Source organism: Staphylococcus cohnii species complex 1663 (assembly GCF_041008415.1).
In the GTDB taxonomy this organism is placed as follows: Bacteria; Bacillota; Bacilli; order Staphylococcales; family Staphylococcaceae; genus Staphylococcus; species Staphylococcus ureilyticus.
In genome coordinates this window covers 54,093-67,627 of sequence record NZ_JBFDVL010000009.1, presented here as the reverse complement: position 1 = coordinate 67,627, position 13,535 = coordinate 54,093, and the positions used below count along the sequence as shown (strand labels likewise).

The following is a 13,535-nucleotide window of genomic DNA, read 5'->3' as shown; positions in this document are numbered from 1 at the left end:
TAAATTGAAGGAGGTAGGCTCCTTGATTGATGTAAATAATTTCCATTATATGAAAATAGGACTTGCTTCACCTGAAAAAATCCGTTCATGGTCTTTTGGTGAGGTTAAAAAGCCAGAAACAATTAACTATCGTACTTTAAAACCAGAAAAAGATGGTCTATTCTGTGAGAGAATTTTCGGACCTACAAAAGACTGGGAATGTAGTTGTGGTAAATACAAACGTGTACGCTATAAAGGTATGGTTTGTGATAGATGTGGAGTAGAAGTAACTAAATCTAAAGTGCGCCGTGAAAGAATGGGACACATTGAATTAGCTGCGCCAGTTTCACATATTTGGTACTTCAAAGGTATTCCAAGCCGCATGGGACTATTATTAGATATGTCACCAAGAGCATTAGAAGAAGTCATTTATTTTGCTTCTTATGTTGTTGTAAATCCTGGCCCAACTGGATTAGAGAAAAAGACGTTACTATCTGAAGCAGAATTCAGAGAGTACTATGATAAATTCCCTGGTCAATTTACAGCTAAAATGGGTGCTGAAGGTATCAAAGAATTATTAGATGAAATTGATTTGGATACAGAATTAAAAGAATTGCGCGATGAGTTAGAGTCTGCAACAGGACAAAGACTTACACGTGCGATTAAACGATTAGAAGTAGTTGAATCATTCAGACATTCTGGTAATAATCCAGCTTGGATGGTATTAGATGTACTTCCAATAATTCCACCAGAAATCAGACCAATGGTTCAATTAGACGGTGGACGTTTTGCAACAAGTGATTTAAATGATTTATATCGCCGTGTCATCAACCGTAACAACCGTTTAAAACGTTTATTAGATTTAGGTGCTCCTGGCATCATCGTACAAAACGAAAAACGTATGCTACAAGAAGCAGTTGATGCACTTATCGATAATGGTCGCCGTGGTCGTCCAGTAACTGGACCAGGTAACCGTCCATTAAAATCATTGTCACATATGCTTAAAGGTAAACAAGGTCGTTTCCGTCAAAACTTATTAGGTAAACGTGTTGACTATTCAGGCCGTTCCGTTATCGCTGTTGGACCAAGCTTGAAGATGTATCAATGTGGCTTACCTAAAGAAATGGCTTTAGAGTTGTTTAAACCTTTCATCATGAAAGAATTAGTTCAACGTGAAATTGCGACAAACATTAAAAATGCGAAAAGCAAGATTGAACGTATGGATGATGAAGTATGGGATGTACTAGAAGACGTCATTAAAGAACATCCAGTTCTTTTAAACCGTGCACCAACGCTGCATAGATTAGGTATCCAAGCATTTGAACCTACACTTGTAGAAGGTCGTGCGATTCGTCTACATCCACTTGCAACTACAGCTTATAACGCTGACTTTGATGGTGACCAAATGGCTGTTCACGTACCATTATCTAAAGAAGCACAAGCAGAAGCACGCATGCTCATGCTTGCAGCACAAAACATCTTAAACCCTAAAGATGGTAAACCTGTTGTTACACCATCACAAGATATGGTATTAGGTAACTATTACCTTACTTTAGAACGTAAAGATGCAGTAAATACTGGTACAATTTATAATGATACAAACGAAGTGTTGAAAGCTTATGCGAATGGTTATGTACATTTACACACACGTATAGGTGTGCATGCAAGTTCATTTAATAACCCAACATTTACTGAGGCGCAAAATCATAAAATTTTAACAACATCTGTTGGTAAAGTAATCTTTAATGAAATCATTCCTGATTCATTTGCATATATTAACGAACCAACAAAATATAACCTTGAAAACAGTACGCCAGACAAATACTTTGTTTCTGCGACAGAATTAGGTGAGGGTGGATTAAAAGCATATTTTGATGAACAACCACTCATCGAACCATTCAACAAGAATTTCTTAGGAAATATCATTGCAGAAGTCTTTAATCGATTCAGCATCACAGATACATCTATGATGTTAGATAGAATGAAAGACTTAGGATTCAAATTCTCTTCTAAAGCTGGTATCACTGTCGGTGTATCTGACATTGTGGTTTTACCAGATAAGCAACAAATTTTAGATGAACATGAAAAACTAGTTGAAAAAGTACAAAAACAATTCAACCGTGGTTTAATTACTGAATTTGAACGTTACAATGCAGTTGTTGAAATTTGGACTGATGCCAAAGACCAAATTCAAAACGAATTAATGGGATCACTTGAAAAAACAAACCCAATCTTTATGATGAGTGACTCTGGTGCCCGTGGTAACGCATCTAACTTTACACAGTTAGCAGGTATGCGTGGACTTATGGCTGCACCATCCGGTAAGATTATTGAATTACCAATCACTTCATCATTCCGTGAAGGTTTAACAGTGTTAGAATACTTTATCTCTACACATGGTGCACGTAAAGGTCTTGCCGATACAGCACTTAAAACAGCGGACTCTGGTTATCTTACTCGTCGTCTTGTTGATGTGGCACAAGATGTTATCGTTCGTGAAGAAGACTGTGGTACAGACCGTGGTTTACTTGTATCTGATATTAAAGAAGGTACTGAAATGATTGAACCATTCAGCGAACGTATTGAAGGTCGTTATTCTAAAGAAACGATTCGCCATCCAGAAACAGATGAAGTCATCGTTCGTCCAGATGAGTTAGTAACAGCAGAAATTGCTAAGAAAATCACAGACGCTGGTATAGAAGAAATGTATATCCGTTCAGCATTCACATGTAATACACGTCATGGTGTATGTGAAAAATGTTATGGTAAAAACCTTGCTACTGGTGAAAAAGTTGAAGTTGGTGAAGCAGTTGGTACAATTGCTGCCCAATCCATCGGTGAACCAGGTACACAGCTTACAATGCGTACATTCCACACAGGTGGTGTAGCAGGTAGTGATATCACGCAAGGTCTTCCTCGTATCCAAGAGATTTTCGAGGCGCGTAACCCTAAAGGTCAAGCAGTCGTGACTGAAATTGAAGGTGTCGTAGATGACATTAGCGTTGCCAAAGATCGTCAACAAGAAATCGTCATCAAAGGCGCAAATGAAACGAAATCTTACCTAGCTTCAGGTACTTCAAGATTAAAAGTTGAAGTTGGCCAAAGTGTTGAACGTGGTGAAGCACTCACAGAAGGTTCAATTGAACCTAAGAACTTCTTATCTATATCTGGCTTGAATGCAACAGAAAGTTATTTATTAAAAGAAGTTCAAAAAGTTTACCGTATGCAAGGTGTTGAAATTGATGATAAACACGTTGAAGTTATGGTAAGACAAATGTTACGTAAAGTACGTATCATTGAAGCTGGAGATACGAAATTACTTCCAGGTGCACTTGTAGATATTCATAACTTTACAGATGCGAACCGTGAAGCATTCAAAGAACGTAAACGTCCAGCAACATCTAAACCTGTATTATTAGGTATAACAAAAGCTTCTCTTGAAACTGAAAGCTTCTTATCAGCAGCTTCATTCCAAGAAACAACACGTGTACTTACAGATGCTGCTATCAAAGGTAAACGTGATAACTTACTTGGACTTAAAGAGAACGTTATTATCGGTAAGCTCATCCCAGCTGGTACAGGTATGAGACGTTACAGTGATGTACAGTATGATAAAGCGACACCAGAAGAAGTTGTTGAAGAGATTCAACCAACTGAAATCTAGTATTGCTTTTAAAATATGAAATGGTTTAGCATTCATTTGAGCTTGTATAAACATATAGACATGTGTTGAAGTTGTAGGACTGCAACACGTGTCTATGTCTTAAGTGACTGACCATTTTACTTTGGGCGAAATAAAAGATGAGATGGTAACATTTGATCTTTATTTCGCTCTTTTCTTTTTTTATATATTTTCTGCAAAAAATGTTAATTAAAGTTGACTACGCAGTAATTTTGATGTTATTATTATTAAGGTTGATGCAAGCAGAACTTTGGAGGATATTTAGATGTCTAATGAAAAAGTTGCACGCTTTAACAAACAACACTATGTTATTGGTCTTAAACAGACGCTAAAAGCTTTGAATAAAGATCAAGTGACATCATTGATTATCGCTGAAGACGTTGAAGTTCATCTAATGACTCGCGTGTTAAGTCAAATCAATCAAAAAAACATATCTATCTCATTTTTCGAGAGCAAACAAGCTTTAGGAAAGTATGTAGGTATAAACGTTAATGCGACTGTTGTTGCATTATTGAAATGAGATTAGTAAGATTTTTCTTACTAAATTTTATTTACCTTTAAAATGAACCACCTGGATGTGTGGGATTATAAAAGAAGAGAGGAGGACATATTTCATGCCAACTATTAACCAATTAGTACGTAAACCAAGACAAAGCAAATCAAAAAACTATGATTCACCAGCATTGAACAGAAACTACAACAGTAAAAAGAAAAAGTACACTAGCTTAAACTCACCGCAAAAACGTGGTGTTTGTACACGTGTAGGTACTATGACACCTAAAAAACCTAACTCTGCGTTACGTAAATATGCTCGTGTGCGTTTGTCTAACAACATCGAAATTAACGCGTATATCCCTGGTATCGGACACAACTTACAAGAACACAGTGTTGTACTTGTACGTGGTGGACGTGTAAAAGACTTACCTGGTGTGCGTTACCACATCGTACGTGGTGCACTTGATACTTCAGGTGTTGACGGTCGTAGACAAGGTCGTTCATTATACGGAACTAAAAAACCTAAAAAATAAGTTTAAGATTGCGTAAATTTTCGTTATAAAGAATGAAAATATATTATAATTAGGAAGGGAGGATTTATATTATGCCTCGTAAAGGATCAGTACCAAAAAGAGACGTATTACCAGATCCAATTCATAACTCAAAATTAGTTACTAAATTAATTAACAAAATTATGTTAGATGGTAAACGTGGAACAGCTCAAAAAATTCTTTATTCTGCATTTGAATTAGTTCAAGAACGCAGTGGTCGTGAAGCTATCGAAGTTTTCGAAGAAGCTATCGACAACATTATGCCAGTATTAGAAGTTAAAGCACGTCGTGTAGGTGGCTCTAACTATCAAGTACCTGTAGAAGTTCGTCCAGAACGTCGTACTACTTTAGGCCTTCGTTGGTTAGTTAACTATTCACGTCTTCGTGGTGAAAAAACGATGGAAGAACGTTTAGCTAACGAAATTTTAGACGCTGCAAACAACACTGGTGGTGCAGTTAAGAAACGTGAAGACGTTCATAAAATGGCTGAAGCTAACAAAGCCTTCGCTCACTATCGTTGGTAGGATAGTAGGTTTTTCCCTGAGCATGTTCCACTTTGATAGTTTACTATCTAGGTGCATGCTTAGGGCATCGCCATATTTATAGTATTTATTCGCAGTTATACTGGAAGGAGAAAAATACATGGCTAGAGATTTTAGTTTAGAAAGAACTCGTAATATCGGTATCATGGCTCACATCGATGCTGGTAAAACAACTACGACTGAACGTATTCTTTACTATACTGGACGTATCCATAAAATTGGTGAAACTCATGAAGGAGCTTCACAAATGGACTGGATGGAACAGGAGCAAGACCGTGGTATTACAATCACATCAGCTGCAACAACAGCTTCATGGGATGATCACCGTGTAAACATCATCGATACACCTGGACACGTAGACTTCACTGTTGAAGTTGAACGTTCATTACGTGTACTTGATGGTGCGGTTACAGTACTTGATGCGCAATCAGGTGTTGAACCTCAAACTGAAACAGTTTGGCGTCAAGCAACAACTTACGGCGTTCCTCGTATTGTATTCGTAAACAAAATGGATAAACTAGGTGCGAACTTTGAATATGCTGTAAGCACAATTCATGATCGCCTACAAGCGAATGCACAACCAATCCAATTACCAATTGGTGCGGAAGATGAATTTGAAGCAATCATCGACTTAGTTGAAATGAAATGTTTCAAATACAACAATGACTTAGGAACTGAAATTGAAGAAATTGAAATTCCTGAAGATCAAAAAGAAAGAGCTGAAGAAGCTCGTGCAACACTTATTGAAGCAGTAGCTGAAACAAGTGATGAATTAATGGAAAAATATCTTGGTGACGAAGAAATTACTGTAGCTGAATTAAAAGACGCTATTCGTCAAGCAACTAATAATATTGAATTCTACCCAGTTCTTGTTGGTACTGCTTTCAAAAACAAAGGTGTTCAATTAATGCTTAACGCAGTAATTGATTATTTACCTTCACCATTAGATGTTAAACCAATTATCGGTCACCGTGCTGATGATCCAGAAGAAGAAGTTATCGCAAAAGCGGATGACAATGCTGAGTTCGCTGCACTAGCGTTCAAAGTAATGACTGACCCTTATGTTGGTAAGTTAACATTCTTCCGTGTGTACTCAGGTACATTAACTTCTGGTTCTTATGTTAAAAACTCTACGAAGAATAAACGTGAACGTGTAGGTCGTTTACTACAAATGCACGCTAACTCTCGTCAAGAGCTTAACACAGTTTACTCAGGAGATATCGCTGCTGCGGTAGGTCTAAAAGAAACTGGTACTGGTGATACTTTATGTGGTGAGAAAAATGACATTATCTTGGAATCAATGGACTTCCCAGAACCTGTTATTCACTTATCAGTTGAACCAAAATCTAAAGCTGACCAAGACAAAATGACTACAGCTTTAGTTAAATTACAAGAAGAAGACCCAACATTCCATGCACACACTGACGAAGAAACTGGACAAGTTATCATCGGTGGTATGGGTGAGCTTCACTTAGACATCTTAGTTGACCGTATGAAAAAAGAATTTAACGTTGAATGTAATGTTGGTGCGCCAATGGTTTCATACCGTGAAACATTTAAGCAATCAGCACAAGTTCAAGGTAAATTCGCGCGTCAATCTGGTGGTCGTGGACAATACGGTGACGTTAAAATTGAATTTGAACCGAACGAAACAGGCGGCGGTTTCGAATTCGAAAACGCTATCGTTGGTGGTGTAGTTCCTCGTGAATACATTCCATCAGTTGAAGCAGGACTTAAAGATGCTATGGAAAATGGTGTATTAGCTGGTTATCCATTAATTGATGTTAAAGCAAAATTATTTGATGGTTCATACCATGATGTCGATTCATCAGAAATGGCCTTCAAAATCGCTGCATCATTAGCGCTTAAAGAAGCAGCTAAAAAATGTGAACCAGTTATCTTAGAACCAATGATGAAAGTTACAATTGAAATGCCTGAAGAATACATGGGTGACATCATGGGTGATGTAACATCTCGTCGTGGACGTGTTGATGGTATGGAACCTCGTGGTAATGCACAAGTTGTAAATGCCTTTGTACCACTTTCAGAAATGTTCGGTTATGCAACTTCATTACGTTCTAATACACAAGGTCGTGGAACATACACAATGTACTTCGATCACTATGCAGAAGTTCCAAAATCAATTTCTGAAGATATAATTAAGAAAAACAGTGGTAATAAAACAGCTGAATAATTAGACTTGTATTGTGCAGTGACAGTCTGTACAATACATGTAAAGCATAATTATATGGCTTACAGTTTTATTAATTGATTTTTTAGGGAAAATGCATTATAAAGGTACTGTATGGTCCTTTTAAACTAAATTAATCATCTTCTCATGATGGTGAGAAACTGTCATGAGAGATAAATTTAACAATTATTTTTCTAACGAATAGGAGAGATTTTATAATGGCTAAAGAAAAATTCGATCGCTCAAAAGAACATGCCAATATTGGTACAATCGGACACGTTGACCATGGTAAAACTACTTTAACAGCTGCTATCGCAACTGTTTTAGCAAAAAATGGTGACACTGTTGCACAATCATACGACATGATTGACAACGCTCCAGAAGAAAAAGAACGTGGTATTACAATTAATACTGCACACATCGAGTATACTACTGACAAACGTCACTATGCTCACGTTGACTGCCCAGGACACGCTGACTATGTTAAAAACATGATCACTGGTGCTGCACAAATGGACGGAGCTATCTTAGTAGTATCTGCTGCAGATGGTCCAATGCCACAAACTCGTGAACACATCCTTTTATCACGTAACGTTGGTGTTCCAGCATTAGTTGTATTCTTAAACAAAGTTGACATGGTTGACGATGAAGAATTATTAGAATTAGTAGAAATGGAAGTTCGTGACTTATTAAGCGAATATGACTTCCCAGGTGACGATGTACCTGTAATCTCTGGTTCAGCATTAAAAGCACTTGAAGGCGACGCTGACTATGAGCAAAAAATCTTAGACTTAATGCAAGCTGTTGACGAATTCATTCCAACACCAGAACGTGATTCTGACAAACCATTCATGATGCCAGTTGAGGACGTATTCTCAATCACTGGTCGTGGTACTGTTGCTACAGGCCGTGTTGAACGTGGTCAAATCAAAGTCGGTGAAGAAGTTGAAATCATCGGTATGCAAGAAGAATCAAGCAAAACAACTGTTACTGGTGTAGAAATGTTCCGTAAATTATTAGACTATGCTGAAGCTGGTGACAACATTGGTGCGTTATTACGTGGTGTTGCACGTGAAGACATCCAACGTGGTCAAGTTTTAGCTGCTCCTGGTTCAATTACACCACATACAAAGTTTAAAGCGGAAGTTTACGTTTTATCTAAAGATGAAGGTGGACGTCATACTCCATTCTTCAGTAACTACCGCCCACAATTCTATTTCCGTACTACTGACGTAACAGGCGTTGTTACTTTACCAGAAGGTACTGAAATGGTTATGCCTGGCGACAATGTTGAAATGGAAGTTGAACTAATTTCTCCAATCGCTATCGAAGACGGTACACGTTTCTCTATCCGTGAAGGTGGACGTACTGTTGGATCAGGCGTTGTAACTGAAATCTACAAATAAGATATCTTATCTTTAATATAGATTTGAAGAGTCTCCATGTTGGAGGCTCTTTTTTTTTGATGTAGTATTTATTTTTCAACTGAATAATATTATGATCAAGGTTGAAATTTAAAGTGTGAGATATTTGGAAATAAAAAGACCCTAGGCTATTCAGGCCTAGGGCTTAATTACATTTTCCAACTCTAATATTTTTAAAAACTGGCTGGCACTATATTTTAATGACTTTTCATCTAGATTGAAATATGGGCTATGGTGTGGATGTGTGGTATCTTTTTCAGGGTTACCACAACCTGTTAAAAAGAATGCACCTGGACGTACTTTTTGATAATGTGAAAAGTCCTCGCCAATCATCATTAATTCAGATTCGTTAAATCTTAAATTCATCTCATTTGAAGCTTGTTTAACGATGTCAAAGCATTTAGGATTATTGTGGACAGGCAAATAACCTTTAATATAATCAAAATCATAAGTAATATCATTCGCAACAGCCAACCCTTGCAATAGCTTATCCATCTTGTGCATCACATGTGCTTGTACTTCTGTATCAAAAGTACGCACCGTTCCTTTACAAAATGCAGTATCTGGAATAACATTATCTGCCGAACCAGATTGTACCATACCGAAGCTAATAACAGCTTGTTTTACTGGATCAATCGTTCTAGAAACAATTTTTTGCGCACTAATGATAAATTCAGCCATAATGACAACAGGATCGATGGTTTCGTGTGGCTTCGCACCGTGTCCACCTTGACCATGAATCGTTACGTTGAATTCATCTGGAGAGGCCATCATCGCACCAGGACGAGAATAAATTGTGCCGGTAGGATAGCCACTCCACAGATGGTTTCCATATATTCTATCTACGTTTTGTAAGCAGCCATCATCAATCATTTCTTGTGAGCCTCCCGGCATAATTTCTTCACCATATTGGAAAATTAGCACGACATCACCATTTAATTTGCTTTTATGTGCGTCGATGATTTCAGCAACGGCTAGTAGTATTGCAGTATGACCATCGTGCCCACATGCATGCATTGCACCAGGATTTTTAGACTTGTAATCTACTTCAGTGAGTTCATCGATAGGTAAAGCATCAAAATCAGCACGTAATGCAATCGTTGGACCGTCTCCTTGTGCACTAAATGTTGCGACAATACCATTTCTTCCAACGGGCGACCGCACCTCGCATGATAGTTGGCTGAGTTGATTTAGGATGTAGTCGCGTGTATGATACTCCTCAAATGATAATTCAGGATATTGATGCAAATAGCGACGTATTTGTATCATTCTGTTTTCCTTTTCTCTTGCTAGTTGAAACCAATCAAACAACTTCAACCCTTCTTCCTTAAAATGATTATTCTATTATATCATTTTAAATGACTTTACTGTAGAGACAATTATTGTGACTTTAATTAGATTGTAGAAAACGCTTTAATAAATCGTGTGATTCTACTTTCCTGATACAAGAAAATGGGTTATGATAGGATTAAATAGTAGATAACTCAAAGGGGGATTTCCAGTGGTACAGTCACTACATGGCTTTTTAGATGAAAATATTCAATATTTAAAAGATAATGGACTTTATAATGAAATTGATACAATTGAAGGTGCAAATGGACCAGAGATTAAAATAAACGGGAAAAACTATGTTAATTTGTCTTCAAATAACTATTTAGGACTTGCAACAGATGAAGATTTAAAACAAGCTGCCAAAGATGCCATAGACACTCATGGCGTAGGTGCAGGTGCAGTAAGATCTATTAACGGTACATTAGACCTTCATGACGAATTGGAAGAAACACTTGCGAAGTTTAAAGGTACAGAGGCAGCGATTGCATACCAATCAGGTTTTAATTGTAATATGGCAGCCATTTCAGCTGTGATGAATAAAAATGATGCTATCCTATCAGATGAATTAAACCACGCATCAATTATTGATGGATGTCGTTTATCTAAAGCGAAAATTATACGCGTCAACCATTCAGATATGGACGATTTACGCGCTAAAGCGAAAGAAGCTGTTGAATCTGGACAATACAATAAAGTAATGTATATTACTGACGGTGTATTTAGTATGGATGGCGATGTTGCTAAATTACCAGAAATCGTAGAAATTGCAGAAGAATTCGGTTTAATCACATATGTTGATGACGCACATGGCTCTGGTGTCATGGGTAACGGTGCAGGTACAGTGAAACATTTTGGCCTTCAAGATAAAATTGACTTCCAAATCGGTACATTATCTAAAGCGATTGGTGTTGTCGGTGGTTATGTAGCTGGTACACAATCATTGATCGATTGGTTGAAAGCACAATCAAGACCATTCTTATTCTCAACATCATTAGCGCCTGGTGATACAAAAGCCATCACTGAAGCTGTTAAGAAATTAATGGCATCAACAGAATTACACGACAAACTTTGGGAAAATGGTAATTACTTAAAAGACGGATTGAAAAAATTAGGTTTTGACATTGGTAATTCTGAATCACCAATTACACCAGTAATCATAGGTGACGAAAAAGAAACACAAGCATTTAGTAGTCGCTTAAAAGATGAAGGTATCTATGTGAAATCTATCGTCTTTCCAACAGTACCAAAAGGTACAGGTCGTGTTCGTAATATGCCTACAGCTGCACATACAAAAGAAATGCTTGATCAAGCATTAGCGGCATATGAAAAAGTAGGTAAAGAACTAGGTACAATTTAACGCTAACTCCAATTTATAAAACGAATGAATATAAAAATAAATGAAGCAACAAAATGCTAGACTGCTTATGTCCTATTTGTATGGGCATGGGCTGTCTAGCTTTTTTGATTTTAATCACTTTGATAGGGTATAAGTTTAACAATTATGAAAGTATATACATAAATCACAATTTATTTAGAGGATAGGGTGATACAATGACAAAACTAATATTATTAAGAGGTAACTCTGGTAGTGGCAAAACGACTATTGCCCGTAACTTACAAAGCATGTTGGGGAATGGTGTCATGCGCGTGGGTCAAGATGAAATAAGACGCCATATGTTAAACGTCTCAGATAGACCAGGCAATTTATCAATTGAGCTAATAAAATACATTACACTATTTGGCATAACACATTGCAAATATGTTATTGTAGAGGGTATTTTCAATAAAGAAAAATATGGTAATATGTTACAGAGCATTATTTCAAGTACGCATATTAAAAGCTATATTTATTATTTCGACTTACCTTATGCAGAAACCGTGAGAAGACATCACTCAAAAACATATACGGATTTCAGTGCACAAAAACTTGCAAGCTGGTTTGTTGAAAAAGATACACTAAATGTAAAAAACGAGAAATTGATTACTGAAATGATGACACAAAATGATATACTCACGATGATCTTGAATGACCTACATGACGAGTGAAAAACGTCCGTAGAAGTAGTTCATATTTTTAATAAATTAAAAGGTTGATTTTATGCCAAATGATGTTATAGTTTTGGTTGCTGACGCCTTATGTTAAGGGGTTTTTCAATGAAAAATAATTTAGGGTTGCATTTCACTACACAACGGCTTATCATTAGACCGTTAGAAGAAAATGATTATGAGTCATGGTTGTCAGGATTTGTTAATCGTTATCCTGCGCAATACAAGCATGATAAAGGCCAAGTCGACATGTCAGATGCTACGGAACCATGGTTTGCGGCAATGGTTTTAAAGCATCAACAAGCCATTAAAGATGATGATTTGTATATATTTGGCATCTTTGATAAAACGGGACGTCATCTTGGTATGCTTAACATTAAAAATTTAAGCCGCGATCAATTTCAATGGGCAGAAATCGGTTATTTTATCCATAATCAATACTGGCATCAAGGGTATGCTTATGAAGCTTTATCAGAACTTGTGAAACAAACGAAAGAGACTTTAAAGTTTCATAGAATAGAAGCACACATCAATTTGGATAATCAACCTTCTATTCAGTTAATTGAAAAATTAGGCTTTGCATTTGAATGTATTCGAAAAGGATTTATTTTCGAACATGGACAATGGACTGACAACTACGTGTATTATCTCAATACACATGACGAACCAATGGGATAGCAACTAAAAGGAAGGAGTGTCAACATGGTTGAATTTAGAGAGTTAACAATGGCTGACGAAACATTATATTGTGATTATATGAAAGAATGGATAGATCACGATGAAAAGGTAGTGCCTGAGATTACGAATATTACCAAATACAATAATTTTGAAGAAATTGTACATGAATTAGCAGATAACAAATCTAATGATGAGACAGTAGATAATACGACATTGTTTTTAATTGATGATGATAAGATTATTGGCGCTGCCAATATTCGCCATCATTTGAATGAAAAATTAAAAATCATTGGCGGCCATGTTGGCTACGGTGTTCGTAAGAGCTACCGAGGCAAGGGCTTTGGGAATAAAATTTTGAAAAAGTCATTAGACTACTTATCACGTATTGGCGTACAAGAAGCGCTGATTACTTGTGAAAAAGATAATGAAGCCTCTGCAGCTGTCATCTTACACAATGGTGGGGAAGAAATAGAATCTTCAACATTAGATGATGGCACAGTCGTTCGTCGCTTCCAGATAGAAATCGCATAAAAAACATAATAATTAAAAGTTGCCATGTAAGAAAATGGCAACTTTTTTTATATTTATTTATGAAAACGGCAACATGAAATAAAA

11 protein-coding genes are annotated in these 13,535 nt (G+C 36.8%); 10 read left to right on the top strand and 1 reads right to left on the bottom strand.

The genetic code is table 11. The features are described 5' to 3' along the window. Window positions 1-49 precede the first annotated feature (49 nt). The 6 genes from rpoC to tuf all read left to right on the top strand — a co-directional run bounded on the left by rpoC (window position 50) and on the right by tuf (window position 8,846). Window positions 50-3,643: a DNA-directed RNA polymerase subunit beta' gene (rpoC, locus tag AB1J10_RS11080; RefSeq protein WP_169926877.1), complete on the top strand. Its 3,594-nt coding sequence runs from the start codon at window positions 50-52 to the stop codon at window positions 3,641-3,643. Between the two features lie 283 nt (window positions 3,644-3,926). Next, window positions 3,927-4,181: a ribosomal L7Ae/L30e/S12e/Gadd45 family protein gene (locus tag AB1J10_RS11075; protein WP_070039467.1), complete on the top strand. Its 255-nt coding sequence runs from the start codon at window positions 3,927-3,929 to the stop codon at window positions 4,179-4,181. 94 nt (window positions 4,182-4,275) lie between these two features. Beyond that, the gene (gene rpsL, locus AB1J10_RS11070; protein ID WP_019468565.1) at window positions 4,276-4,689 is read left to right on the top strand and encodes a 30S ribosomal protein S12; all 414 of its coding nucleotides are present in this window, start codon (window positions 4,276-4,278) and stop codon (window positions 4,687-4,689) included. A 71-nt stretch (window positions 4,690-4,760) separates the two neighbouring features. Then, window positions 4,761-5,231 carry a 30S ribosomal protein S7 gene (gene rpsG, locus AB1J10_RS11065; protein WP_019468564.1) on the top strand — a complete coding sequence of 157 codons (471 nt, stop codon included), beginning with the start codon at window positions 4,761-4,763 and terminating at the stop codon, window positions 5,229-5,231. 118 nt (window positions 5,232-5,349) lie between these two features. Then, window positions 5,350-7,443 (top strand): elongation factor G, encoded by a 2,094-nt coding sequence (gene fusA, locus AB1J10_RS11060; RefSeq protein ID WP_046207678.1) that lies wholly within the window; start codon window positions 5,350-5,352, stop codon window positions 7,441-7,443. A 215-nt stretch (window positions 7,444-7,658) separates the two neighbouring features. After that, the gene (tuf, locus tag AB1J10_RS11055) at window positions 7,659-8,846 is read left to right on the top strand and encodes an elongation factor Tu (protein ID WP_046207677.1); all 1,188 of its coding nucleotides are present in this window, start codon (window positions 7,659-7,661) and stop codon (window positions 8,844-8,846) included. Window positions 8,847-9,002: 156 nt separating this feature from the next. On the opposite strand, the gene AB1J10_RS11050 is transcribed toward tuf, so the two are convergent. Then, the gene (locus AB1J10_RS11050) at window positions 9,003-10,175 is read right to left on the bottom strand and encodes a M20 family metallopeptidase (protein ID WP_070039466.1); all 1,173 of its coding nucleotides are present in this window, start codon (window positions 10,173-10,175) and stop codon (window positions 9,003-9,005) included. Between the two features lie 190 nt (window positions 10,176-10,365). Here AB1J10_RS11050 and AB1J10_RS11045 point away from each other — a divergent pair, with 190 nt between their 5' ends. From AB1J10_RS11045 to AB1J10_RS11030, 4 genes are all read left to right on the top strand, one after another. Further along, window positions 10,366-11,553, top strand: a complete 1,188-nt coding sequence (locus AB1J10_RS11045; protein WP_046207675.1) for a glycine C-acetyltransferase — start codon at window positions 10,366-10,368, stop codon at window positions 11,551-11,553. 194 nt (window positions 11,554-11,747) lie between these two features. Further along, on the top strand, window positions 11,748-12,242 hold the full coding sequence (locus AB1J10_RS11040) for an AAA family ATPase (RefSeq protein ID WP_070039464.1): 495 nt from the start codon (window positions 11,748-11,750) through the stop codon (window positions 12,240-12,242). Between the two features lie 108 nt (window positions 12,243-12,350). Then, complete coding sequence (locus tag AB1J10_RS11035; RefSeq protein WP_070039463.1) at window positions 12,351-12,920, top strand: GNAT family N-acetyltransferase; 570 nt, start codon at window positions 12,351-12,353, stop codon at window positions 12,918-12,920. A gap of 24 nt (window positions 12,921-12,944) precedes the next feature. Further along, window positions 12,945-13,451, top strand: coding sequence for a GNAT family N-acetyltransferase (locus AB1J10_RS11030; RefSeq protein WP_070039462.1), 507 nt, complete (start codon window positions 12,945-12,947; stop codon window positions 13,449-13,451). The last annotated feature ends 84 nt before the right edge of the window (window positions 13,452-13,535 follow it).